This is a genomic window from Heterorhizobium halophytocola (assembly GCF_017873095.1).
GTDB classification, from domain to species: Bacteria; Pseudomonadota; Alphaproteobacteria; order Rhizobiales; family Rhizobiaceae; genus Allorhizobium; species Allorhizobium halophytocola.
Genome location: NZ_JAGGJU010000010.1, coordinates 72,259 through 94,005, shown reverse-complemented (window position 1 = coordinate 94,005; position 21,747 = coordinate 72,259). Strand labels below are relative to the sequence as shown.

Sequence of the window (21,747 nt, the reverse complement as noted above, 5' to 3'; positions counted from 1 at the left end):
ATGATGCAGGAAAAGAAGATCAAGGGCGAGAAGCTCGGCTATAGGCCGCTCAGCGAGGCGGAGCTCCGACCCGATGACCGAACCAGGGCTTATGCGACGAGCCAAGCCAAGAGCCGAACGGCCAGAATCATGAATTCGAAACTCAGGAAGGCGTCGCGCGACATGATCGAATCACACCCCAATTCGGCGCACTGGTTCTGCCTGCGGGTAGAAACTGGTAAGGAACAGGCTGTGGAAACTGTGCTTGCCGAAGCAAACGTTGAAGCTTTCATGCCGACCGAAAAGCTTTCTCGGGTGCAAAAGGGGCGCAAGATTGATAGCTTCCGCCCGTTCTTCCCCGGCTACATTTTCGTGCGTTGTGTGCCTTCTGCGGAAGCATTCTCAGCCTTGTGCCGGGCGAGCAATCGCATCTACGGATTGGTTGGCGGCTCGGTTGGTTGCTATGTCATTCCTGATGCGCATATCTCTGTTTTCAAAGGTATTTTGGAACGGGCAGATGTATCGCGGATGCCAGCAGACAAATCGATCGGGCAGGGGGACCGGGCGGAAATCAGCTTCGGGCCGTTTGCGGAGTTTGCGTGCGTTGTGACGGCCGTCAAATGGAGCCGGGAACCGAGAGCGAGTGTGCGCATCCATGTCGAGGGAAGAGCATTCGATATCGACAGCATGCCACTTGCGTTTTTGAAAAAGCTGTGAGACCAATTGGCCACTGGACGAGTTGGACCAGTGCACCCTCCGATGTCGGGACGAGATCCCGCCAGAACAGGCTCCATTAAGCCAAGGGAACAGCGCTACCATCCCCAGCCCTGATCAAGCCCAGATGGGCACCGATTCAGGGTCAGTGCGTAAGCTTTGCTCTCCTCCCAGCAGCTAAACTTTAGGCGGCTTAAAGGCCGCCTTTTTTGTATACAGCGGTCGGCTCTAAAACCAATATGTCGAAACGCCGTAGTAGTCGTGGATATGCGCGGCCTGGTCTTCGGTCCATGTTCGATCAGAGTGGTATCGGGGGGCCCCTTCGAGTTGATCTTTTGAGAGCCCTGTCAGGTAGCTATCTGCCGTCTCGTCGTAGCTCAGTGTATCCCAGGGTATGGGATAGAGATCGCTTCCAATCTCCAATTCATCGCTGGGTCTCAGTATGACGAAGCAGATGTGCCCCTTCGCTTTATGGATGACTAGCTTGTCGATCGATCCGAGCTTTTCCGATTTCGAACCAAAGATTTTGATCCCCTGCACTTGATCGCTGTCGATCACGTTCAGATTATTGGGTTCATATTCTTGCGTCATGTCGTTTCTCCCTCTGCGTGCAAACGGAAGGGCGTAAACCTATGTTCCATAGCCTGGGCAGTCATGGCCAATCTTCTTAAAATCCGCTGGGCCGACGCCAACGTCCGCACGTTCGGCAAACGCATCCATCTTTTGAACGAGCGCTTTCCTAAGGTCCTGCCGCGGATCGTCAACCAGGTGGGTAACAGGGCCAAGACGCAGGTGATCCGCAACCTGACCAAGCAGACGGGGCTGCCGCGCAAGACGATCGTCAAGGCGGTCGGTGATCCGACCAAGGCGAGCAGGGGCCGGCTCTCCTACGACATGGTGACGCGCGGCGGAAACATCCGGCTCAAATACTTAGGGCCTAAGGAAGTAGACGGCGGTGTCTGGGCCAATGCCTTTGGCAAGAAAACCTTCTATCCCGGTGCTTTCATGACGGGCGGTCAATGGCCCAACCGTCGCGAAGTCAGCAAATGGAACGGGCATGTGATGGTGAGGGCTGGCTCCGGGTGGGGAGGCCGTTCGGATGGCAGTCGCGGCAAGAAGGTCACCTATGCCAGATCGGGTGTCGTCATCCCGGTGGAGATGACCAGCGGCGCCACCAAGGCCGCGTTTAACCGTATCGCCGGACCGCTGCTACGTCAGCGGGTCGAGGCGGCCCTCGACAAGCTGGCACCCTGAGGAGCGGACCGCCCCTCGGATGCGCCCCTCGCCCCCGCCGGCGGCCCCCCATTCAGGGACCGTTTCGGCGTTTTCGATCAGACACGGGGGCGCGCTACTGCGCGATTTTGCCAGTGCGCTTCATCGCAAGCGGTACACGGATACACGTGCAGCACACGTGATGCACGGGAGAGCAACGGGATGGAAGAGGAGTGGATCTCGATCACTGAAGCGGCCCAGCGGCTGACAGTTACAGGCGACCGCATCGATCGGTCGACACTGTCGCGCTACCTGAAGCAGCATGGCGAGGCCTTGCCGCTGAAGGCCGACGGCAAATCGAACCTGGTCGACTTCAATGCACTGGTGGCGCACCGGGCCGAGAACATCCGGATCCGCGTCGCCGCACCTGCACCTGGCCAGCCATCGTCCAGGGCCACAGCTTCTACCGGCGGCGACCGGTTTACCGGAACACAATCGAATGGCGCTGCCCGCAAGGCACAGGCCGAGGCCGAGCTGCGCGAGATGGATCTTGCCAAGCGCCGGCGCGAGGTCACGCCGATCGATGAGGTCGATCAGGCGGGACGCGATGCGGTTGCCATGATGCTCGGCGCGTTCGAGCGCGCGATCGAGAGCGAGGGGCAGACGCTGTCGCTCAAATATGGCTGGGACGAGCGCACCGTTCGCCTGGCGCTGAAGACCTTCACGCGGGCAGGCCTCGGCGTCTTCAATCGCCAGATCCTGGAGCGGCTCGATGCCATGCGCCGGCAGGAAGATGCAAGCGAGGCGGGCTTTGACGAAGAGACGGAGACACGAGCTCTGCAATGACCGTTCACGATATCCGGGCGCGCTTTCCGCATTTGCCCGACGGGGCCGTTGCGTTGTTCAAGGGATTGGCGGCGGCCAGTCGGCCAGCGGAAGAGTTGACGATCACCGAGCACGCCGAGCGGTACCGTGAGGTCTCGCCGGAATCGGGATCGCCCTGGCCAGGCCCGTTCCGGATTGCCCGGGTGCCTTATCTTCGCGAGCCGGAAGACTGCCTGCATCCGGATCACCCGGCGCGGCGGGTGGCGGCGAGATGGGCGGCCCAGCTCGGCAAGTCGACGGCGATCGAGAACTGGTTCTGCTTCATCGTCGACCAGCAGCCGGGCTCGATGATGATCGTGTTGCCGACCCTGGAAGAAGCCACAAAGTTCAACCGGGTCAAGTTGCAGCCGACGATCGAGGCCTCCAAGCGCATAGCCCATAAGGTGCTTCCCGTGTCGAGCCGCGACGAACAGGGTTCGACCACCTCGTTCAAGCGCTATGCCGGCGGCTTCTGCCAGATCGTCAATGCGGGCTCTTCCAAGGGTCTGCAGATGGTCTCGATCAAATATCTGGCGATGGACGAGGTGACCGGCTATCCGAAGGATGTCGACGGGCGCGGCAGTCCGCGCGACCAGGCCCGCGCCCGCCAGAAGATGTATGGTGATCTCGCCAAGGAATGGCAGGGCTCGACGCCCGGAATTGCCGGCGAGTGCGATATCACTGCCGACTTCGAGGCCGGCGACCAGCGGCATTATTATGTGCCATGCCCGCATTGCGACGCCTATCAGCCACTTGTGTTCGACATGATGCGGGCGGCAGATCGAGCCAAAGATTTGCCTGTCCACTTTCGTTGCATGGCCTGTGACGGTGTGATCGTCGATGGTCATAAGCCTGAGATGACCGCACGCGGCCAATGGATTGCGCGCCGGTCGCTCGACGATGGCGAGACGGTACCGCTGACGATCGCGGCGGGCGATATCGACACCTGGTGCTGTCCGCCTTGCGAGGGACGGTGCCGAGACTGGCAGCCGAGCTATCATTTGTGGGCCGCATACGCCCCGAAAGAGCGCTGGTCAGAACTCTGGCAGCGCTGGGAAACGTCGCAAGGCGACGTCACCAAGCTCAGGACCTTCTTCCAGCAAGATCTTGCCGAGCCCTACGATCCCGGTGGCGTGACGGTGGAATGGGAAAAGATCGTCGATGCTGTGCGCGAGGCGCAGCGTCCATCCCGTGTCTTGCCGCCCTGGGCGGCTCTGATCGTCTCGGCGGCCGACGTCCAGACCTACGGTATCAAGTGGGCGGTCTATGCGATCGGGCCGCGCGATCAGTACCAGCTGATCGATCGCGAGACCTTCGAGGGCTCGCCCGACCAGTCGGATGAGCCGTGGATCAGCCTGGCCGACGCCTTGCAGCGGACATACCGCACGGCCGGCGGGTCGGAAAAGGCGATCGATCTGTCGGGCGTAGACTCCGGCTGGGCGACGGATCGGGTTTACCGGTTCTGCTCGGGACGCCCGAACGTCTATGCACTCGATGGGCGTGAGCCCGTCGGCCTGCCATGGCTTGGAACACCGTCGAAGCGCGACATCAAGGATCAGCGCAAGCGGATCATCGCGAAAGTGATGCTCTACCCGGTCGGCCTCTTCGACGTGAAGACGGCGGTGACAGCGGCCCTTGCCAATCTGGTGCAGGGCGCGTCGGAGGGCGGGCAGTGGCCGCGCAACACGATCCACTTCGGCGCCGATCTTTGTGACGGCGCCTTTGCCAAGGAGCTGACGGCCGAGCGCCTCGTCGATGCTGACGAGGAGGCGAGGGCAAGTGTCAGCAGACGCGCTCGCCGGCTGATCAAGCCGAAAGCCGGGCGGCAGTGGAAAAAGGTGGTGGGACAGGCAAACGACTGGTTCGACGCCACGGTCTACGCCTTTGCCCTTGGCTGGCATCTGCAAAGCAAGCGGCGTCTGACGCTGGATAAATGGGCGGACCTGGTGCGCGACACGCATGGGGTCGTGGAAGAGCCTGAAGACCTGTTCGCCTATGCGGACGAAAACCCGTTCGCCAAGCCAAAGCCTGAGCGCAAGCCTGTCGATCCGGACAAACCGAAACGCCCACGCAAGAGATGGGGAGCGTATTCATGACCAGCAAACCCGTCGTGCGGGTGAAGGCCGGCGCCACGGCATTCCCGGCGCCGGCAGTCGCCGCTTCAACGAAAGCGACCATGCGCTACCTGCGCGGCGACCGTGCTGGTGTGCTGTCGATGCGCCGTGCCGTGACACGCGACGCCAGGCTCGATGTGTTCGAAGCGGCCGAGCGGGCCTCGGCGCTGGCGCTCGATTTTATCCATAACTCCGGCTGGATTGCCGGCGCGGTCGACCAGATCGTCGCCGACACCATTGGTATCGAGCTCAAGCTCAATGCCAAGCCGGATCTGTCGGGTCTCGGCTATAGCGGCAGGGAACAGGCCGACTGGTGCCGGCTGGTCGAGAAGGAATGGAAACGCTGGGCGTGGAACGCGCGGGAATGCGATCTGGCTGGCGTGATGACCGTACCAGAAATGCAGGATGCGCAGCTCAGAACCGCGATTGCGACCGGCGAGGGTTTTGCAGCCTTCGACTTTGTAAGCCGTCGTCAGCGCGAGCTGCACGGGCTGGAAACCGGAACGAAGGTCAGCCTCATTCCGCCGCACCGGTGCAAGCGCACCACAAGGGAGATCGAGGGCCTGCAAGGCGGGATCTTCTTCGATGCAGTCGGGCGCCCGCTCAAATACCGGTTCCAGTCTCGTGAGGGTGGCATCGAGGTCGAGCGCGATCTTGCCGCCGGCGATGTCTGCCATGTCATGGATCGCGGTCGCAATCCGAACAGTCCGCGCGGAATCACAGAGATTGCGCCTGCCTTGAAGGTGGTGGCGCAGTATGACCAGCTGGCTGATGCCACCTTGACGACCGCCTTGCTGCAGACGGCGTTTGCCGCGACGATCAAAAGCCCGGAAGCATCCGAACAGGCCTTCGATGCGTTGCAGACGCTGAGCGAGACGGAGGCGCCGGTCGGCTATGAGGGCGACTGGTCGGAGTTCGTCGGCGGGATCGTCGAGGACATGGTTGGCCTCTGGGGACAGCGGTTAAGCGCACTCAAGGAAAACGGCATCGCGATGAACGATGCTGGCCGGATCAACCATCTGGGGCCCGGTGAAGAGTTCCAGATGCACACGGCGGCGACCCCCGGCAGTCAGTATCTGCCCTTCTCGCAGAACATGCAGCGCGAAATGGCCCGCTGCCTCGGTATCACCTTCGAGAGCTTTGCGATGGACCATTCCAATTCCGGCTATTCGTCGGTGCGCATGGCGGTGTCGACGATCTGGCCGGTGACACTTCGCCGTCGCGAGCGGATTGTCGGACCCTTCACCCAGGCGCTTTACGAGCGGTGGCTTGAGGAGGGCATTGCCGAGGGACGCATTCCGCTGAAGGGCGGCTACCGGGCGTTTCTCGCCAACCGGCAGAAAGTGGTGTGGGCAGAATGGCGCGGCCCTGCCAAGCCGTCAGCCGATCCTTACAAGGATGCGCTCGCCGAAAAGGTGTCGCTCGAAACAGGATCGACGACTCTGCAGCGGATCTATGCCGAGCGCGGTCTCGACTGGGACGAAGAGACGGAGCAGATCGCGCTCGAAGCTGAAAAGTTCAAGACAATCGGTGTGACAGCCCCGCATGGCCGATCGACGGGTGGAAGCGGGGCGGGGCCGCTCGGTGGCGCGGCCGATGGCCGGCGCGATCCGGCTCAAGGAGAACAGACAGATGGCTGATCCGGATCCGCTTGATATCGACTGGTGCGCACGGGCTGTGAAACTCAGCCAGGTCGAGATGGCGCTGATCTCCGGCGAGATGGTGACGGAGGCGCGCTTTGGCTCCGACATGATGCGCTACGCCAATGCCTCGTTGCAGGACGTCCAGTGGGCGCTCCGCGAAGCCAAGGCGCAATGCATGCTTGCCCGCGGGCTGAAACCCGCCCGCACGCGGTTCGCCAAGCGCGGCGTGATGCGCCTCTACTGAAGGATCTCAAACATGGCTGCGATACTTGAGGGCAACCGGCTCACGCTCACCGGGGATGTCGGCGACTTCGGCTGGGGCGATTATTTTACCCACAGTGATGTCGTCCTGGCGTTGGCACAGGTCAATGAAGACGACGCGCTCGACGTCATCATCAACAGTGGTGGCGGCATTGCTTCGGAAGGTGCCGCCATTCACGCGCTGCTGTCGCGTCGGCCCGGCCGGACCAACGTCATTGTCGACGGCATTGCGGCGTCCGCGGCATCGCTGATCGCCATGGCGGGTGATCTCGTCACCATGTCGATCGGCTCAGCGCTGATGGTGCACGATCCGGCGACGATCACCTTTGGCAATTCCGAGGCCCACGACAAAAGCGTGGAGATGCTGGAGGCGCTGTCAACGAGTTACGCGCGTGTCTATGCCGCCAAGACCGGGAAGACGGCGGAAGATTGCCGCACGATCATGAAGCAGGAGCGCTGGTTCACCGCTGAAGAGGCAGTCGATGAGGGCTTTGCCGACGCGGTCGGTGAAACCCGGTCTCAGCCCGTCGCGGCCTTTGCCTATCACGAAGCCTATGCGCATGCGCCGAAAAAGCTCGCCGCGATGGCGAAACAGAAGAATTGGCATCTTGCCGATGCCGGTACGAAGGCGGCGTCCGCCGCTCCCACCAGTCACCAACAGGAGCCATCCATGACTGACAAAGAACGGGCGGACAAGCTTGCCGCCGAACTCGCCGAGATGAAGGCCAAGTCTGATGCCCAGGCAAAGACGATCGAAAGCCTGACGGAAGATAAGTCCGAGCGTGAGCGCCAGGACGCCATCATGGCGCTGCCCGAGGCCGAGGGACGTGCCGACCAGGCCAAGGTGCTGGCGAGCACAAAGGGCATCACGGCTGAGGCGGCCAAGGCCATTTTGGCTGCCGCTCCGAAGGTGACCGCATCGGTGGTCGACGATGACGCGGCCGAGCACGAGCGCCGCCGTCTGAACGGCGAGGGGCTGAACGGTCGCGGCCCGTCGGCTCCGAAGGCCAAGGGGGACCGCTCGATCCTGTCGGCCTCCGCCGATCGTCTCAACAAGCGCCGCTAAGGCTGCCGGCAGTTACCCCAAGGAGTTCAATCCATGACCATTCTCACCCAGGACCTGAAGCGCACGGCGCATTACATCGTGTCGGAAGCCTCGGGCTATCGCTCGCGCGAGCAGATCGTCATTGCCAGCGGTAGCGGCAAGATCGATGCCGGTGCTGTGCTCGGCCAGGTCACGGCTACAGCCAAATATGTGCCGTTCAACCCGGCCGGTGGCGACGGCAGCGAGACGGCCAGAGCCGTTCTCTATGAGGGCTGCGACGCTACGAGCGCCGATGTCCGTTGCACCGTGACGGCGCGCGATACCGAGATCCAGGCCGATGTGCTCGGTTGGGTCGACGGCACCACTGACATCCAGAAAACCGCAGCCCTTGCCTCCCTGGCGGCGCTGGGCATCGTCGCCCGTTAAGGAGGGGCAAAGCCAATGGCACTAGTCGCTGATATTTTTAACCAGAATGCCTGGGGCGCGATCGAAGTCCAGGAGGACATCGTCGAGCGCGTCGAGTTCAAGCCGCAGCTTTTGGGCTCGCTCGGACTATTCCAGCCGATCTATTCGCGGTCGCGCACGATCGGCATTGCCGACATGAACGGGGTGCTCACCCTGATCCCGACATCGGCCAACGGTGCGCCGCCGGAGGAGCTTATCCCGCGTGGCGCGAGGTTGCGCACCATGGACGCGGTGCGTCTGGCCAAGGGCTCGACGATCTTTGCGATCGAGCTCGCCGGCGTTCTCGCACTGCCCTTCGATCAGCAGACGGCCGAGGTCGCCGACGAGGTGACCAGCAGAACCGGTCAGATCAAGGATGACATGGAGCTCACCTGGGAGCACATGCGCTTCGGGGCGGTGCAGGGCAAGGTTCTGGATGCCGATGGTGCCACTGTGCTAATCGACTGGTTCGACTTCTGGGGGATTGCACCGCCGGCCGAGATCGACTTCGAGCTCGATGATCCGGCAACCGATGTGCGCAAGAAGTGCCGTGACCTGAAACGTGCGATGCAGAAGGCGGCAAAGGGGGCCTGGACGCCAAGCACCAAGGTCGGCTCGCTGGTCGGCGACACGTTCTTCGATATGCTGGTCAACCACGATCAGATCAAGGAAACGAAGATCGGTACCGACCGGGCGCCGACGCTCGAAAACATCGAGGGTTATTCCTCGATCGAGATCGAGGGGATCGTGTTCATCAACTACCAGGGCACCGACGACGGTGCGACGATTGCGATCGGTAGTGACAAAGCGCGGTTCTTCCCGATCGGTGCGCGCGGCGCCTTCCAGGTTGGCTGGGCGCCGGCATCCGAGTTCAAGCCTTATCTCAACAAGCGCGGCCAGGAGTTCTACGGCCTGGTGCTGGAGGACAAGTCCGGCCGCGACGAATGGGACCGGGTCGAGCTCTACAGCTATCCGCTGTTCATCTGCACCCGCCCTGAAATGCTGATGTCGGCCAAGGCGAAGTAATCAGCCTACCAGATCTGAACGTGCGGTCGCCGATCCACCGGCGGCCGCGATTATGACACTTCTGAATTTGAGGATGAGACGATGGTTGTGAAGATGGTCACAGAGGCCGGCTACTATGGCGGAAAATTCCTGAAAGCCGGCATGTCCTACGATACAGGCGCAGAGGATGGCGCGGCCGATCTCTCGTCTATGACGAAGGACGAGCTCGTCGTTGAAGCCGAGCGTCGCGGCGTCGATATCGAGGGCGCCCGCACCAAGGCGGATATCATCGCAGTCCTGCAGGCGGCCGACTGATCATGCCCGTTGCCAGCCGTATCCAGGACATCCGTGACAGGCTTGTCAGCGATGTCGACGCCCGCTTTGCCGAGACGGTTCGCCTGTCGTTTTTGAAGAATGGCGTGGTCGATCCGTCGCGCCCGGCGATGGACATCGAGGCTGTCCTCAGGGTCGGCGCGGCCAAGGAAACGAACATCTCCGGTGGCGATGCCCTGTCATGGAATGCGCGACTGGTCGCCGGGAAGGCGCAATTGCATATCGATGTTGCCCGGTATGAGGGGCCGTCGTTCCGCCAGGGCGATACCGTGCGCGCGCTCGCCCGAACAGGCCAGCCCTGGTTCGAGGTGCTGCGCATCGACGATCGCGGCGAAAGCCGCCTCATCCTGGAGCTCGGTGAGAAATGAGCCTTGCCCGTATTGCGCTGAGGATCGCGGCAGTCGAAGCCCTGAAAGGCCAGACGCTGGTCGGCGACAACGTTCTCGACAGCCCGAACGGGGCGCTCGATATCGCAGCCGACGGCACGCTGCGCACTGACGTGGATACCCCGTTCATCTCAGTCTATACGGCCGAGGGCCGGCACGCGAACGTCACTGGTCGTACCCTGGTCGAGAACGGCGAATGCGACCTGGTGTTCGAGCTTGCCATAGCCTCGGCGATGACGGAGCTGGACGAGGAGACGGGCGCATCGACGATTGTCGGGATCGGCATTCCGGCCTCCGACCGCAGCTTTGAGTTCTTTCTCGATATCGTGCAGCGGCAGATTTTTGACGCGCTCACCGATCCGGAGAATGTCTGGGCGGAAATTTATCGGGGACTGCACTATGCCGTTGGCAAGATCGAGTTCTCCGGCGCCCGCAACACCGATGACGGCCAGCGTCTGGCCGGTCACCAGATCCGGTTGACCGTGATGCTGGCAGACGATCCGATCAAGGGCGAAGTCTTGTCCGACCAGTCAGCACTGATGCGCTTCGTTGCAGCCCTCGAAGGGAGCGACGATGCATCCTATCAGGCGCAGGCTGCCACCATGCGCGCCGTCATGTGCGGTGGTGTGGATGATCGACAAATGCTGCAGCGGATACGCGGGCTGACGCTGGCCGAAGCCGCCGCCTTGGGCGAGGTTCCGCTCGATGATGCCGCAGCAACGATCAATACGGTTGTTGTCGAGAGGCTGACGACGACGGTGGTGACGGATGATCAATGAATTTGTCGCCATGCGTCTCGACCTGGAGATGCTGAAAACTGCCGTTGGAAATTCCCTGAAGGTCGGACCGGTTGAGCAGATCGATAAGGACAAGGGGTATCGCCTGCGCCTCGGTGGTACCGACGAGGATCCCTACCTCTCGCCCTGGTATCCCCATCCGGAGACGGGCAAGACCTCTGTTCCGCTGAACAAAGGACAGATCGTCGGTGTGATCAACCCGAGCGGCGATCCGCGGCAGGGGCTGGTGTTCCGCGGCGGGTATTCCGACGAACATAGCAGTCCGAATGCGGACATGGCCGCCAATGTGTTCAAGGACGCCGGCGTGACGGTGACCGTGGCAGACGGCGCGCTGAAGATCGAGGCGGGCGGTGTGTCTCTCACCGTGAGCGGCGATGGACTGTCCATATCGGGCGGTCATGTCACCCATGACGGCAAGAACATCGGAGCCACGCATATCCATGGCGGGGTTATGCCCGGCGGCGCGACGACCGCCGTGCCGGCAAACTGAAAGGAAAGACAATGGCTAAATTGACCCATCTTACAGCCGACACGGCGGTCGAATACACCATTCGTGACGGCGTCACCGTGATCAATGGCGCGAAGGTGAGGCCCGGCGCCAAGACCATCCGGCTCACCGCGAAACAGGCGGCATATGATCTCGGTCTCGGGCGTCTCGCGCTTGCCGACAAGGCGCCGGTCAAGGCGGTGAAAGCCGATGACGGGAATTGATCGCCGCACTGGGCGATCGATCGACAACCTCACCTCGGCCTATCAAGGCGTCGAGGTCATTCTCACCACCCGCCTGTCGAGCCGGGTGATGCGCCGTGAGTTCGGGGCAGGCGTCGTCGAACTGCTCGGCCGCGCGGTCACGCCGTCGCTGTTTACCAGTTGGATGCAGCTGGTGGCCACCGCCATTGATATCTGGGAGCCGCGGTTGGCCGTCAGACGGATCGTGCCCTCCGGGACTGTCGACCAGATCCGGTTGGGGCAAGTGGGGATTTTGATCGAGGCGGATTATCGGCCGCGCGGCCATCTCGGTGACTTCACCGTCGAACGTGTCGTCGGGTTCACCATTGGGCTCGGACGGGGCGTGACGGTTAGCGGCACGTAGTCGCGCGACTGGTTGGTCGTAGGCTTAGACGAATTGAAAGTGCGGCTATTAGAGCTCGTTAAGTGCATCAAGTATGCGATTTACGCGGAGATCGCTGCAGGCGTAAAATGATGTCTGAGCTTCTTTTCGTACCGAAACCAGCTTGCCACGCCGCAGCTTTGCCAGGTGTTGAGACAGAGACGACTGGGAGATCCCAATAATCGAGACCATTTCCCCGACAGCATACTCTCGCTCTCTTAGGAGTGTCAGAATTTGCCAACGGCTCGAATTCGAGAGTGCAGATAGCGTCGAACTAATTTGATCGACGATTTTGGCGTCTACGATCTGCATGGCCAGCTAATCTCGTTGTTTTACCGTACGCTGATAAAAACGCCTCTAATATTTAAGAATCTATTAAAATACGGCGGCGAAAACTTCATTTCGCCGCCGTAGCACCAGTTCGCGTTGGCGATTACGAAACCAGCCTTATTGTGGATTCCGGTGTACCGTGATCGCGCTTGGGCTGATATATGTTGTTTCTGCCATAACCCCTGCTTTCTGGACCAAGCTTGGCAGCCTCTGAGCCTGGCTCGCGTATCCATTTGCGACGATTGAGTTTGAAGCGCTTTACAAGCTCTTCAAGCTCGGCGGCGCCCGAGGCGACAGTTTCGGCAATGGCACCCATCGTATTCACCATGCCAGCATTCTCTTGCGTCATCTGATCCAGTGAATTCACGGCTGAATTGATTTCCGTGAGGCTCGAAGACTGCTCAGACGACGCAACCGCAATCGCATCGATGTTTCCGTCGATAGCCTGAACGTAACCCTCAATACTTTTGAGCGCTTTGCCAGTTTCTCCGACCAGGCGGACCCCTTCTTCCACTTCCTTCGTGGAGTTGCCGATGAGGCTTGAGATCTCCTTTGCGGCGGCGGCAGACCGCTGGGCAAGTTCGCGCACCTCCTGGGCAACAACGGCAAAACCCTTACCAGCATCTCCAGCTCTTGCCGCTTCGACGCCGGCATTGAGCGCCAAGAGGTTCGTCTGAAACGCAATCTCGTCGATCACGTCGATGATATTTGTAATTTTCTCCGAAGCCGCCTCAATCCGCTCCATAGCTTCAACTGTCGAATTGACCACGACAACTGATTTCGTGGCGGCTGACCGGGCTTCGCGGACTAAATCTCTGGCTTCCCCGGTTCGGCCAACGGATTCCCGCACAGTTACTGTAATTTGTTCGAGTGCCGCCGAAGTCTCTTCCAAGGCCGCAGCCTGCCGTTCCGAGCGATACGCAATACCGTTAGCGCTGGAACTCATTTCTCCGCTTTTGGCCGAAAGCATGGTGGTCTGGGACATGACCCGTTCGAGGGTTTGCTGGAAGCGGGCCAGCGACTCGTTGAAGTCGTGGCGCAGGTGCTCGAATTCGTCGACGAAGGGCTCATCGATGGTAAAGCGGATGTTGCAGTCGGACAGCCTTTCTAAACCGGATCCGATTTCTTGCAGTGCGGTAACGCGTCCTGAGACATCGGTGGCAAATTTCACCACCTTGAGCACCTTGCCATTTTCATCAAGGATCGGGTTGTAGGTCGCCTGGATGTAAATGGAACTGCCGTCTTTGCGGATGCGCTTGAACTCGTCGTCGTAAAATTTCCCCTTCGCCAAGCCTGGCCAGAATGCTGCATACTCGTCGGATTGAACGTAATCCTGTTCGCAAAACATGCGATGGTGTTTGCCGACGAGGTCGTCCAGATTATAGCCAAGCGCATCCAGAAAATTCTGGTTTGCCGTCAGGATTTTGCCCTCAGGTGTAAACTCGATAATAGCTTGTGCTCTTGAGAGCGCAGCGAGCTTCCCATTGCTATCAAGGCTCTGCAGCTTTTCACCCGTGATGTCTGTCGCAATCTTTACGACCTTTACGACCTTGCCGCCGCGGATAACCGGATTATAGGACGCCTCGATCCAAACCTCGCTGCCGCCCTTTCCAATGCGCTTATACTGACCTTGGTCAAATTTACCGCTATTCAGGCGTTTCCAGAAAGCTTGATATTCTGGAGACTTGGCCTCATCCACGGTCACAAAGAGAGAATGATGTTTGCCGACGATCTCGTCGCGCGCATAGCCGAGGGCGCTGCAGAAGTTCTCATTTGCTTCGAGGATCGTGCCATCTGGCTTGAAAGAGATGATTGCTTGAGAGCGATCGAACGCCTGCATGACATAGGACAGATCACTTGCAAACAGGGATGCAACTCGCATTTCTTAACCTCATTAACGCGCCTAACCGCGGAACGCATAATCTGTCATCCATAAGTTAATTTAACGTAATCTAATATTGGGATTGCAAACCCTTCAAAGAGTTTTGCGCTCACCCTTATTCCCGTAGATAGATAATGGACTTAGCACCATGATCGACCTAGCCCTGCTGCCGATGCCTCGGGTGATCGAGGAGCTCGACTTCGAGGCAATCGTCACGCGGCAGAAGGCAACATTCCAGTCGCTATGGGAAGCGGTTCGCCTCACCAACCCGGACCTGCCTGATTATGACGTATCGATGCTGGAGACAGATCCGGTGACAGTGATCATCGAAGCCGAGAGCTACCGCGAACTGCTTATGCGAGCCCGCGCCAACGATGCCGCCAGATCCAATCTGCTGGCGTTCGCGACAGGGGCAGACCTCGATCACCTGGCGGCCGATCACGGCGTTACACGGTTGGAGGCTGAGACCGACGCGCGGCTCCGTCAACGCATTGTGCTTGCGGATCAGGGCCGGTCCTCGGCGGGGTCTGAGGAATGGTATGCCTATCACGCGATGTCGGTCTCGACGGATGTTGCGGAAGTCGCGGTCTACCGTTCCGGGCTTGGTCCCGAACTGGAAGTGGCCATTCTGTCTTCCGAGGACGGCGGTGTGCCGTCTTCTGCATTGCTCGGCGCCGTTGCGACGGTTGTGACGGGGGCAGGTGTCCGTTGTGTCAGCGACGTCGTCGAGGTGGTCGCCGCCACATCACAGGTCATCGACGTCTCAGCCGATATTTGGCTGCTGCCCGAGACGCCCAGGGCCGTCTTCGATGGATTGGAGAGCGCGTTGCGCCAGGCCCTGACCTCTGAAGGCGGTATCGGTTTTGACATCAACCGCAGCTGGCTTGCCGCCCGATTGATGGTCGGGGGCGTGGCCCGGGTCGAGATCCTGGAGCCTGCAATGGATATCGTCGCTGAAGACCACCAGGCAATCGCGCTCGGTGCTGTAACTCTTCACTATCGTGGCCGCGCACGCTGATGCCTCAAACATTGTTACCGCAAAATGCCACGGAGCTCGAACGAGCGCTGGAAGCTGCCGTTGCGCCCGAGGAGCTGCTCGGTCCGGCGCTGTTGGCGATCCATGGCCTCAAATATGCCCGCCCCTTGAATGCGAGTGTGGCGCCCTGGCTGGTGCAGGAATACGGGCTCGGTGTCGTCGCCGACTACTTCGACAGCGTCGAGGTGCTGATCGACCAGGCGCGGGCATGGCAGCGCATCCGGGGAACGCCTGATGCTATCGGCAAGTCACTCGCTTGGATCGGCTATGACCTCGATGCCGTCGAGGATCAGGTTCTCGGCCGCCGGCGCTGGCATCTTTACCAGCTCGGCATGGGGCAGTTGCCGGGTGACAACGAAGCCCGACGGCTTGAAGATGCGGAATATTTGTCCGATCTTTCCGATCCGGCCAGATCGCAGTTCTTCCGCGGATACTATGGCTATGACGTGCGGGCGCTCTCCTGGGGCAATAGCCGGTTCGGGGGCTCGCTTTGGGGTGACAGCTCCGGCGTCAGGATGAATGGCGGCTCGGTCAAATGGAGCCATGGCCGGGAGCATACGCTTGAGCTTGTGGGCAGCGTTGACGACTGGAGTTACTTCGGCTGGACGGACGAGCTCGCGGATATGGCGGCCGCCTCCGGCACATGGTCTGAGACGCTCGCCTGGAATACACCCATGCTCTATTGGAGCGGCACGGCGTTCGAGGCGACCGTCAAGACCTGGCTGTTGATGCAGAGACAGGCATATGTTGCTTTCTACGACGCCGCCGGATCGCCGATCGGCTTTGCCCGCGTAATCCGCGCTCCGCTCGAAGGCATGGCGCCCGAGGGCATCGTGGCACCGAGCGTCGCCTATCAGGTCCGCACGGGTTTTGGCGATGGTGCCGGCGCCACTGCAGCTTCGATCGGTGTCGTCTACGACCTGCGGTTACGAGATGGCGTCAAGCCGTTCAAGGCCTGGCTTACGCCTGATGACGTCGTCACCGGCCCCGGCGTGGATGCCGGCCCGAACCCATGGGCACACACATTCCAGCAGACCGTCAGGGAAACCCTGACCCTGACACTGACCTTTATCTGAAGGTATCCCTCTTATGAGCACCAATGTCTTCGATCCGGACCTCCATCCGGAATTTGTCAACGTGCGCGATCGCACTGCCGATCGGCCTGATGTCGATCGTGTCTATTTTGCCGAGGGCGCGGTTGCCCAGGCGGCGGACCTGAATGATGCCCTGTCGACGCAAGAGCGCAAGCGCAAGCAGATTGGCGATCTGATCGCCAAGGACGGCGACCGGCTTGCCGGCGGTGACATTATCGTCAGCGCCGGCGCCGGCCGTGTCTTCATCTCGGATGGCACCCTGTACATCAAAGGTGCCCCAAGAACGGTCGATGCCAGGACACTCAACGACGTTGCCATGGCCGGCGATGTCGAACTCGGTGTCTGGTTGACGGAAGTGCCGGTCACGGCCGCCGACGACGACATATATTATGGGCTTGTTCCCGGTACCGAGAGTTACGGCGAAGAGGGCGCTATCCGGGTTGTCGTCTCTCTCAAATGGGGGACGGAATTCGACGAAGCCGAAGGCGACTTCTACCGCTATGCGCTGTTGCGTGACGGCGTGGTGATCTCTCAAGCCGCCCCTCCCAGCCTGACGGGCGTACAAAAGCAGATTGGCGTCTACGACTACGATGCCCACGGCAATTACATTGTCCGCGGCTGCGAGGTGAAGGCACTCAATCTGAACGGCACGAAACGCGTGTTCTCGATTGCAGCTGGCGTGTGCAATGTGCTCGGGGCGAAGATCAATCGCGAGGCCGATATCCGCTATGAGGTCGAGGAGGAACCGGATCTGGCCACCGTCGATCTGGAGCCGCACACCTTCTCGGTTGCCGGCACGACCACCATCTTCCCGCGGCACACGCCGATAGCTGTGATTGCGACCGTCACGATCACCAAGGAAAAGACTGTTACGATCAACAAGGGGACCGGCGGCGGGGCCGATCTGCTGCCTGACGAGAGCGTGACGACGATCGTCTCGGTGTCGCAAGGCGCCACGGTCTACGGCGCCCCTGCTGACTATACCCGGCAGGGAGACAGCATCAGCTGGGCACCGGGCGGTGCCGAGCCTGCGACCGGCTCTTCCTACACGGTAAAATACCGCTACTTCGAGACAGTTGAACCCGGCGGGTTTACCGATACCTCCATCACCGTGTCGGGCGGCGTGCAGGGATCGGACATGTTCGTCTCCTACAGCTATAAGCTGCCGCGCCACGACCGGATCCTCGTCGATGGCGAAGGGGGCTTTATCTATCAAAAGGGTGAGCCATCGCCGGAGCATCCGTCTCCACCGCGCGAACCTGCGGATGCGCTGGCGCTTTGCGTGGTCAAGAACACCTGGGTCGGGCGTCCGGTCGTCGACAACGATGGCACGCGGGCGCTCGACTTCAAGCGGCTCAACTATCTGGAGAACCGGCTTGCCCAGACGATCGACATGGTGCTGCTCGAGCGCCTGAAGTCCGATGCCAATTCGCGGGCACCGGGGCCGACGCTCGGGATCTTTACCGATCCGTTCTGGGACGATCGTTACCGGGATCTCGGGGAGCCCCAGGATGCGGCTGCTTTTGACGGCTCGCTGCAGCTGGCGATCGATCCGACCATCCATAGCGTTCGGCTGCCGTCGATCGGCATGCTTGACTATTCTGACACTGTCGTCGTGTCGCAGGATCTCTCGACGTCATGCGAACTGATCAACCCTTATGCGAACTACTCGCCGGCGGGTCCGACCCTGAAGATCACGCCGACGGAAGATTACTGGACCGAAAGCGATACCCAGACGCTGTCGCCGATAACCCAGGTGTTCGGCACGGGTAATCAGACCCGCATCCGCTCGTCGACGACATCGCAGACGGTATCGAGCGAGCAGCTTGCGTTTCTCCGCCAGATCACTGTTGCCTACACGGTCGAAGGCCTCGGGCCCGGGGAAAAGCTGCAGACCCTGTTGTTCGATGGTATCAGCGTTCGCCCGGCTGCAGCGCCGGTCGCAAATGGCGAAGGCAAGGTAACGGGAACCTTCGTCATCCCGGCGAATGTCGCGGCCGGCCTTAAAAAGGTCGATGCGGTGGGCGCGGCGGGCCTTGGCACAAGTGCTGCATTCCGCGGGCAAGGGCGTCTTGAGACGACGACACTGCAGACCACCACGGTGCTCGAGCGGTTCTCGACCATGCCGGACCGCAGCTGGCGGCGACAGAGTGATGTCGGCGAAGGGGCAAATCCTGATCCGCAGGCGCAGAGCTTCACGGTCAACCAGGGCCGCTTCATCACGGCGTTTGCTGCGAAGTTCTGCAAGATCGGCACCCGTAGCATTCCGGTCGATGTTGACCTGGTGACCATGGAGAATGGTGTCCCGACCACCACGGTTTTGGCAACCGCCCGCTTGAACATGGTTGGTGTGATCGCCAACACGTGGACAAAGATCGCCTTTGACTTTCCCTGCTACGTGCCGAAGGACACGTTCGTCGCGTTCGTGATCAAGACGTCTGATGCCAACCACTCGATTGCAGCGGCTACCCTCGGCGACTTCGATAAGGCGAACCAGAAATGGGTGGCGGCCCAGCCCTACATTACCGGCGACCGGTTCGATGGCTCGAACGGCGTCAGCTGGTTGGTGCATCCCGATAGCGATCTGACCTTCCGGGGCTATGCGGCGAAGTTCAACCCGACGCAGAAGATCATCCAGGTCGGCACCTTCTCGGCGGAGGATCTGACGGACCTGTTGGTCAGGGCCGACATGATCCTGCCGGAGAGCGATTGTTCGGTGATCTTCAAGGTGCAACTAGGCCCCAAGACCTATTCGGTCCAGGCAGACCAGACCCTTGAGCTGACGGCCAAATACTCCGGCACCGTCAAAGTGAGCGCGGTGCTGATCGGTAGTGAACGGGCGTCACCCGTCCTGTCGCGCGATATTGCAGTGATCTTTGGGACGCTGCGCAGCTCCGGGCGCTATGTCGGGCTGCCGTTTACCATGGGCGACCCGGCCCGGATCGACATCATGTTCTCGGGGTATCTCCCGCCGGGAGCCGGTGTGGCTGTCGCAGCTGATGCAAAAGACGATGCCTGGACTGCGGCGACGCTGGTCAACGCGGTGCCGATCGACGACGGGTTCACCGAATACACCTACCGGATTGAAGAGCACACGGCATCTCAGGGTGGGCGGGTACGTCTTGATCTGACGGGCACGCCGGCCGGCCGACCGGCCATTGCCGATCTGCGAACCTTCAGCTTCTAAAAGAGGGACAAGACGATGACCGTCGAGAATGTAACGGTAAACCAGCATTATCCCCTGCCAGATCCGAGTAATGCGACGGCGGACGATGTGCTGCACCTGATCGACGCCCTGCAGGCAATCGACATCGATGTCGTGACGATCTTCGGGCAGCTGGTTCAAAAGGCCGGTGTCAACTCGCCCAACCTGGCCGGGACACCGACGGCCCCCACCCAGCCTGCCGGGTCGAACGACAATACGATCGCGACCACCGGCCATGTGCAGCTGGCGCTCAATGCCTTTGTCAACGAGGCAAGCTCGGCCATCCAGGTTGTCCAGGACCTGCAGGCAGCACTCGGGGACAACGATCTTGCCGATGCCCTGACACAACAGCTGCAGGAAAAGGCGCCGCTCGCAAGCCCGGCGCTGACGGGCACACCGACAGCACCCACGCCCGATACGGCGGACAATGGCAACATCATCGCCACCACGGCATTCGTTCAGGCGGTCAAGGCGGCGGTGCTTGGACCAGTGGCGGCCAAGTTCGACACCCTTGCCAAGCTTGCGGCAGCGATGGGCGGGGACGAGAACTTCGCAACCACGCTCAATCAGGCACTGGCGCTGAAGGCACCATTGGCGTCACCGGTGTTCACCGGCACTCCGAGCGCGCCAACGCAAGGCCTTGGCGAAGACAGCACCCGACTTGCAAACACCGCCTTCGTCCAGAATGCGCTGGATGACTTCTCGACCTCTCTTGCCACTACCCTTGGTAGTTACGCCAAACTGGCTTCACCAGGACTAACCGGCAACCCCACTGTCCCGACACAGGCGGCCGGCAACAACTCGACGCGGATCGCGAATACGGCCTTTGTGACAGGGGCGGTAAATGCCGCAAAGCAACTTGCAGATAATGCCAGCCAGCTCGGTGGGCAGGCGCCGGGCTATTATCTGGCGCTCGCCAATGCGACCGGCACCCTCAATAACGCCCGTCTGTCCGGCGACTACTCTTTCGGCAATTTGACACTCTCGGGGGAGATAATCGCAAACGGCGGTGTGCGGTTTAATGGCGGCAGCAACTATGATGGCATCACCTACGATGACGGGGACAACTCCTATTCGTTTTTCTCCGATGGCTCTGTTTCCGGCACTATCATTCGTGCGGGGCGCTATCTCGATGCCTCCGGCAACGATGTGGTCTATGACACCCGCACCCTGACCGCAGGCAACGGCCTGTCTGGTGGCGGCAATCTCGCGGCGAACCGCACGTTCACGCTCGGCACGCCAAGCAGCATCACAAACAGCACATCGAACAGCGTGTCATCGACGACACATTCCCACGCGCTCGGTTTCGTTGCTGCGGAGGTTTACACGGGGTCTTCATCCACTGTCACCAACTATCCCGTTGGTCATTTTATAGCGGTGTACAAAAGCGCGGCTAACGCAATTAACGCGACACTTATCCCCTGCCTGAACACCAATAAAAATTATCTATTCGTGGACGCCAGTCACGGAGATGCGGGTTCTGCTTTGTCCGGTACGTGGCGGACGCGGGGAACGGTCGGAGACTATTATTATATAGCGCAAAGGGTGGCCTAAATGATCGAAAACACCCCAGCCCCGCAAATCATTGAAGTTTTTTCAGTATCAGCGATGAAAGAAGCCGAATGCTTTAAAATTGACCTTGAATTGATTGATTTATTGGGGGACCGATACCGAACGTTCTACGTTAGCCAGCCTGACGACACCTTCGGCCTTAACCCCAACATTCGGAAGTGGCTTGCGGACAATGCCGGCACCTTTTCGATTGAGCCATATGTGCAGCCGCCAATCGGGGGCGAGAGCGTCGACGCGGAGCGTGATCGGCGCATTGCCCTCGGCTTCACTTTTGATGGTGTGCGGTATCAATTCCGTCCGGAAGACGAGGCCAACATCACCGGCGCCGGCTCTCTGGCAGGCTTGGCAATCGCGGCCGGAGCCGAAGCCGGCGACCTGCGATGGGCTGATCTGGACCACGACTTCGCCTGGATTGCCGAAGACAACAGCCTGCATCCGATGGACGCCGAGACGATGTTTGCCTTTTCCAAAGCCGCCATGGCGCACAAGCAGGCGCATATCTTTGCAGGACGGGCGCTGAAAAACATGGACCCGATACCGGCCGACTACGCCACCAACGACGTCTACTGGCCGTAAACGAAATCGGTCAGCACCGAGCCTTCTGACATACCCTGACGGCCCGATGGCCATCTCGACTGCCGGCATCCGCCTGGCAGAGCGTTCCCGCCTGTTCCGCCCTTCGGCAAGGCATCCATGACTTATAGGAGCATATGATGTCGG

The 21,747-nt window shown here is 60.5% G+C and carries 23 protein-coding genes; 20 read left to right on the top strand and 3 right to left on the bottom strand.

What is annotated here, in order from left to right:
• Complete coding sequence (gene nusG / locus J2Z17_RS17745) at positions 1-696, top strand: transcription termination/antitermination protein NusG (protein ID WP_245224194.1); 696 nt, start codon at positions 1-3, stop codon at positions 694-696.
• Between the two features lie 225 nt (positions 697-921).
• Here the strand turns inward: nusG and J2Z17_RS17740 are convergent, their stop codons facing one another.
• Entirely contained in the window at positions 922-1,284 is a 363-nt protein-coding gene (locus J2Z17_RS17740) for a PRC-barrel domain-containing protein (RefSeq protein WP_209946981.1), read from the bottom strand.
• A 63-nt stretch (positions 1,285-1,347) separates the two neighbouring features.
• On the opposite strand from J2Z17_RS17740, the gene J2Z17_RS17735 reads away from it, so the two are divergent.
• The 14 genes from J2Z17_RS17735 to J2Z17_RS17670 all read left to right on the top strand — a co-directional run bounded on the left by J2Z17_RS17735 (position 1,348) and on the right by J2Z17_RS17670 (position 11,890).
• On the top strand, positions 1,348-1,947 hold the full coding sequence (locus tag J2Z17_RS17735) for a hypothetical protein (protein WP_209946980.1): 600 nt from the start codon (positions 1,348-1,350) through the stop codon (positions 1,945-1,947).
• 180 nt (positions 1,948-2,127) lie between these two features.
• Complete coding sequence (locus J2Z17_RS17730; protein WP_209946979.1) at positions 2,128-2,751, top strand: hypothetical protein; 624 nt, start codon at positions 2,128-2,130, stop codon at positions 2,749-2,751.
• Positions 2,748-4,865, top strand: a complete 2,118-nt coding sequence (locus tag J2Z17_RS17725) for a terminase gpA endonuclease subunit (protein ID WP_209946978.1) — start codon at positions 2,748-2,750, stop codon at positions 4,863-4,865. Before J2Z17_RS17730 ends, J2Z17_RS17725 begins: the two co-directional genes overlap by 4 nt.
• Complete coding sequence (locus J2Z17_RS17720; RefSeq protein WP_245224193.1) at positions 4,862-6,523, top strand: phage portal protein; 1,662 nt, start codon at positions 4,862-4,864, stop codon at positions 6,521-6,523. Before J2Z17_RS17725 ends, J2Z17_RS17720 begins: the two co-directional genes overlap by 4 nt.
• Entirely contained in the window at positions 6,516-6,770 is a 255-nt protein-coding gene (locus tag J2Z17_RS17715; protein ID WP_209946977.1) for a hypothetical protein, read from the top strand. Before J2Z17_RS17720 ends, J2Z17_RS17715 begins: the two co-directional genes overlap by 8 nt.
• A gap of 12 nt (positions 6,771-6,782) precedes the next feature.
• Entirely contained in the window at positions 6,783-7,853 is a 1,071-nt protein-coding gene (locus J2Z17_RS17710) for a head maturation protease, ClpP-related (protein WP_209946976.1), read from the top strand.
• 33 nt (positions 7,854-7,886) lie between these two features.
• Entirely contained in the window at positions 7,887-8,258 is a 372-nt protein-coding gene (locus J2Z17_RS17705; protein WP_209946975.1) for a head decoration protein, read from the top strand.
• A gap of 15 nt (positions 8,259-8,273) precedes the next feature.
• Positions 8,274-9,302, top strand: a complete 1,029-nt coding sequence (locus tag J2Z17_RS17700; RefSeq protein WP_209946974.1) for a major capsid protein — start codon at positions 8,274-8,276, stop codon at positions 9,300-9,302.
• Between the two features lie 81 nt (positions 9,303-9,383).
• Complete coding sequence (locus J2Z17_RS17695; protein ID WP_209946973.1) at positions 9,384-9,596, top strand: hypothetical protein; 213 nt, start codon at positions 9,384-9,386, stop codon at positions 9,594-9,596.
• A 2-nt stretch (positions 9,597-9,598) separates the two neighbouring features.
• Positions 9,599-9,982 (top strand): hypothetical protein, encoded by a 384-nt coding sequence (locus J2Z17_RS17690; RefSeq protein WP_209946972.1) that lies wholly within the window; start codon positions 9,599-9,601, stop codon positions 9,980-9,982.
• Complete coding sequence (locus J2Z17_RS17685; protein ID WP_209946971.1) at positions 9,979-10,779, top strand: hypothetical protein; 801 nt, start codon at positions 9,979-9,981, stop codon at positions 10,777-10,779. The genes J2Z17_RS17690 and J2Z17_RS17685 overlap by 4 nt, the downstream gene beginning before the upstream one ends.
• The gene (locus J2Z17_RS17680) at positions 10,769-11,287 is read left to right on the top strand and encodes a baseplate assembly protein (protein WP_209946970.1); all 519 of its coding nucleotides are present in this window, start codon (positions 10,769-10,771) and stop codon (positions 11,285-11,287) included. Before J2Z17_RS17685 ends, J2Z17_RS17680 begins: the two co-directional genes overlap by 11 nt.
• An 11-nt stretch (positions 11,288-11,298) precedes the next feature.
• Positions 11,299-11,508 carry a hypothetical protein gene (locus J2Z17_RS17675; protein ID WP_209946969.1) on the top strand — a complete coding sequence of 70 codons (210 nt, stop codon included), beginning with the start codon at positions 11,299-11,301 and terminating at the stop codon, positions 11,506-11,508.
• Positions 11,495-11,890 carry a GPW/gp25 family protein gene (locus J2Z17_RS17670; RefSeq protein ID WP_209946968.1) on the top strand — a complete coding sequence of 132 codons (396 nt, stop codon included), beginning with the start codon at positions 11,495-11,497 and terminating at the stop codon, positions 11,888-11,890. The genes J2Z17_RS17675 and J2Z17_RS17670 overlap by 14 nt, the downstream gene beginning before the upstream one ends.
• A 48-nt stretch (positions 11,891-11,938) precedes the next feature.
• On the opposite strand, the gene J2Z17_RS17665 is transcribed toward J2Z17_RS17670, so the two are convergent.
• Positions 11,939-12,220, bottom strand: coding sequence for an ArsR/SmtB family transcription factor (locus J2Z17_RS17665; protein WP_209946967.1), 282 nt, complete (start codon positions 12,218-12,220; stop codon positions 11,939-11,941).
• Between the two features lie 121 nt (positions 12,221-12,341).
• The gene (locus tag J2Z17_RS17660) at positions 12,342-14,120 is read right to left on the bottom strand and encodes a methyl-accepting chemotaxis protein (protein WP_209946966.1); all 1,779 of its coding nucleotides are present in this window, start codon (positions 14,118-14,120) and stop codon (positions 12,342-12,344) included.
• A gap of 148 nt (positions 14,121-14,268) precedes the next feature.
• On the opposite strand from J2Z17_RS17660, the gene J2Z17_RS17655 reads away from it, so the two are divergent.
• Genes J2Z17_RS17655 through J2Z17_RS17635 form a run of 5 tightly spaced genes read left to right on the top strand, consistent with a single transcriptional unit; the run spans position 14,269 to position 21,603 of the window.
• Positions 14,269-15,138: a baseplate assembly protein gene (locus J2Z17_RS17655; protein WP_209946965.1), complete on the top strand. Its 870-nt coding sequence runs from the start codon at positions 14,269-14,271 to the stop codon at positions 15,136-15,138.
• Positions 15,138-16,232 (top strand): phage tail protein, encoded by a 1,095-nt coding sequence (locus J2Z17_RS17650; protein WP_209946964.1) that lies wholly within the window; start codon positions 15,138-15,140, stop codon positions 16,230-16,232. Before J2Z17_RS17655 ends, J2Z17_RS17650 begins: the two co-directional genes overlap by 1 nt.
• Positions 16,233-16,245: 13 nt before the next feature.
• On the top strand, positions 16,246-19,437 hold the full coding sequence (locus tag J2Z17_RS17645; protein WP_209946963.1) for a DUF4815 domain-containing protein: 3,192 nt from the start codon (positions 16,246-16,248) through the stop codon (positions 19,435-19,437).
• Positions 19,438-19,452: 15 nt separating this feature from the next.
• A complete protein-coding gene (locus J2Z17_RS17640) occupies positions 19,453-21,009 on the top strand; it encodes a hypothetical protein (protein ID WP_209946962.1) in 1,557 nt (518 codons plus the stop codon).
• Positions 21,010-21,603 carry a DUF4376 domain-containing protein gene (locus J2Z17_RS17635; RefSeq protein WP_209946961.1) on the top strand — a complete coding sequence of 198 codons (594 nt, stop codon included), beginning with the start codon at positions 21,010-21,012 and terminating at the stop codon, positions 21,601-21,603. It abuts the gene before it with no gap.
• Positions 21,604-21,747 lie beyond the last annotated feature (144 nt).

Excerpts from the sequence above, each read along its gene's own strand:
- J2Z17_RS17710 (WP_209946976.1), top strand. The coding sequence starts at position 6,783 with ATGGCTGCGATACTTGAGGGCAACCGGCTCACGCTCACCGGGGATGTC.
- J2Z17_RS17730 (WP_209946979.1), top strand. The coding sequence starts at position 2,128 with ATGGAAGAGGAGTGGATCTCGATCACTGAAGCGGCCCAGCGGCTGACA.
- J2Z17_RS17740 (WP_209946981.1), bottom strand. The coding sequence starts at position 1,284 with ATGACGCAAGAATATGAACCCAATAATCTGAACGTGATCGACAGCGAT.
- J2Z17_RS17720 (WP_245224193.1), top strand. The coding sequence starts at position 4,862 with ATGACCAGCAAACCCGTCGTGCGGGTGAAGGCCGGCGCCACGGCATTC.
- J2Z17_RS17640 (WP_209946962.1), top strand. The coding sequence starts at position 19,453 with ATGACCGTCGAGAATGTAACGGTAAACCAGCATTATCCCCTGCCAGAT.
- J2Z17_RS17725 (WP_209946978.1), top strand. The coding sequence starts at position 2,748 with ATGACCGTTCACGATATCCGGGCGCGCTTTCCGCATTTGCCCGACGGG.
- J2Z17_RS17645 (WP_209946963.1), top strand. The coding sequence starts at position 16,246 with ATGAGCACCAATGTCTTCGATCCGGACCTCCATCCGGAATTTGTCAAC.
- J2Z17_RS17670 (WP_209946968.1), top strand. The coding sequence starts at position 11,495 with ATGACGGGAATTGATCGCCGCACTGGGCGATCGATCGACAACCTCACC.
- J2Z17_RS17665 (WP_209946967.1), bottom strand. The coding sequence starts at position 12,220 with ATGCAGATCGTAGACGCCAAAATCGTCGATCAAATTAGTTCGACGCTA.
- J2Z17_RS17715 (WP_209946977.1), top strand. The coding sequence starts at position 6,516 with ATGGCTGATCCGGATCCGCTTGATATCGACTGGTGCGCACGGGCTGTG.
- J2Z17_RS17700 (WP_209946974.1), top strand. The coding sequence starts at position 8,274 with ATGGCACTAGTCGCTGATATTTTTAACCAGAATGCCTGGGGCGCGATC.
- J2Z17_RS17735 (WP_209946980.1), top strand. The coding sequence starts at position 1,348 with ATGGCCAATCTTCTTAAAATCCGCTGGGCCGACGCCAACGTCCGCACG.
- J2Z17_RS17695 (WP_209946973.1), top strand. The coding sequence starts at position 9,384 with ATGGTTGTGAAGATGGTCACAGAGGCCGGCTACTATGGCGGAAAATTC.
- J2Z17_RS17690 (WP_209946972.1), top strand. The coding sequence starts at position 9,599 with ATGCCCGTTGCCAGCCGTATCCAGGACATCCGTGACAGGCTTGTCAGC.
- J2Z17_RS17660 (WP_209946966.1), bottom strand. The coding sequence starts at position 14,120 with ATGCGAGTTGCATCCCTGTTTGCAAGTGATCTGTCCTATGTCATGCAG.
- J2Z17_RS17650 (WP_209946964.1), top strand. The coding sequence starts at position 15,138 with ATGCCTCAAACATTGTTACCGCAAAATGCCACGGAGCTCGAACGAGCG.
- J2Z17_RS17680 (WP_209946970.1), top strand. The coding sequence starts at position 10,769 with ATGATCAATGAATTTGTCGCCATGCGTCTCGACCTGGAGATGCTGAAA.
- nusG (WP_245224194.1), top strand. The coding sequence starts at position 1 with ATGATGCAGGAAAAGAAGATCAAGGGCGAGAAGCTCGGCTATAGGCCG.
- J2Z17_RS17675 (WP_209946969.1), top strand. The coding sequence starts at position 11,299 with ATGGCTAAATTGACCCATCTTACAGCCGACACGGCGGTCGAATACACC.
- J2Z17_RS17705 (WP_209946975.1), top strand. The coding sequence starts at position 7,887 with ATGACCATTCTCACCCAGGACCTGAAGCGCACGGCGCATTACATCGTG.
- J2Z17_RS17635 (WP_209946961.1), top strand. The coding sequence starts at position 21,010 with ATGATCGAAAACACCCCAGCCCCGCAAATCATTGAAGTTTTTTCAGTA.
- J2Z17_RS17685 (WP_209946971.1), top strand. The coding sequence starts at position 9,979 with ATGAGCCTTGCCCGTATTGCGCTGAGGATCGCGGCAGTCGAAGCCCTG.
- J2Z17_RS17655 (WP_209946965.1), top strand. The coding sequence starts at position 14,269 with ATGATCGACCTAGCCCTGCTGCCGATGCCTCGGGTGATCGAGGAGCTC.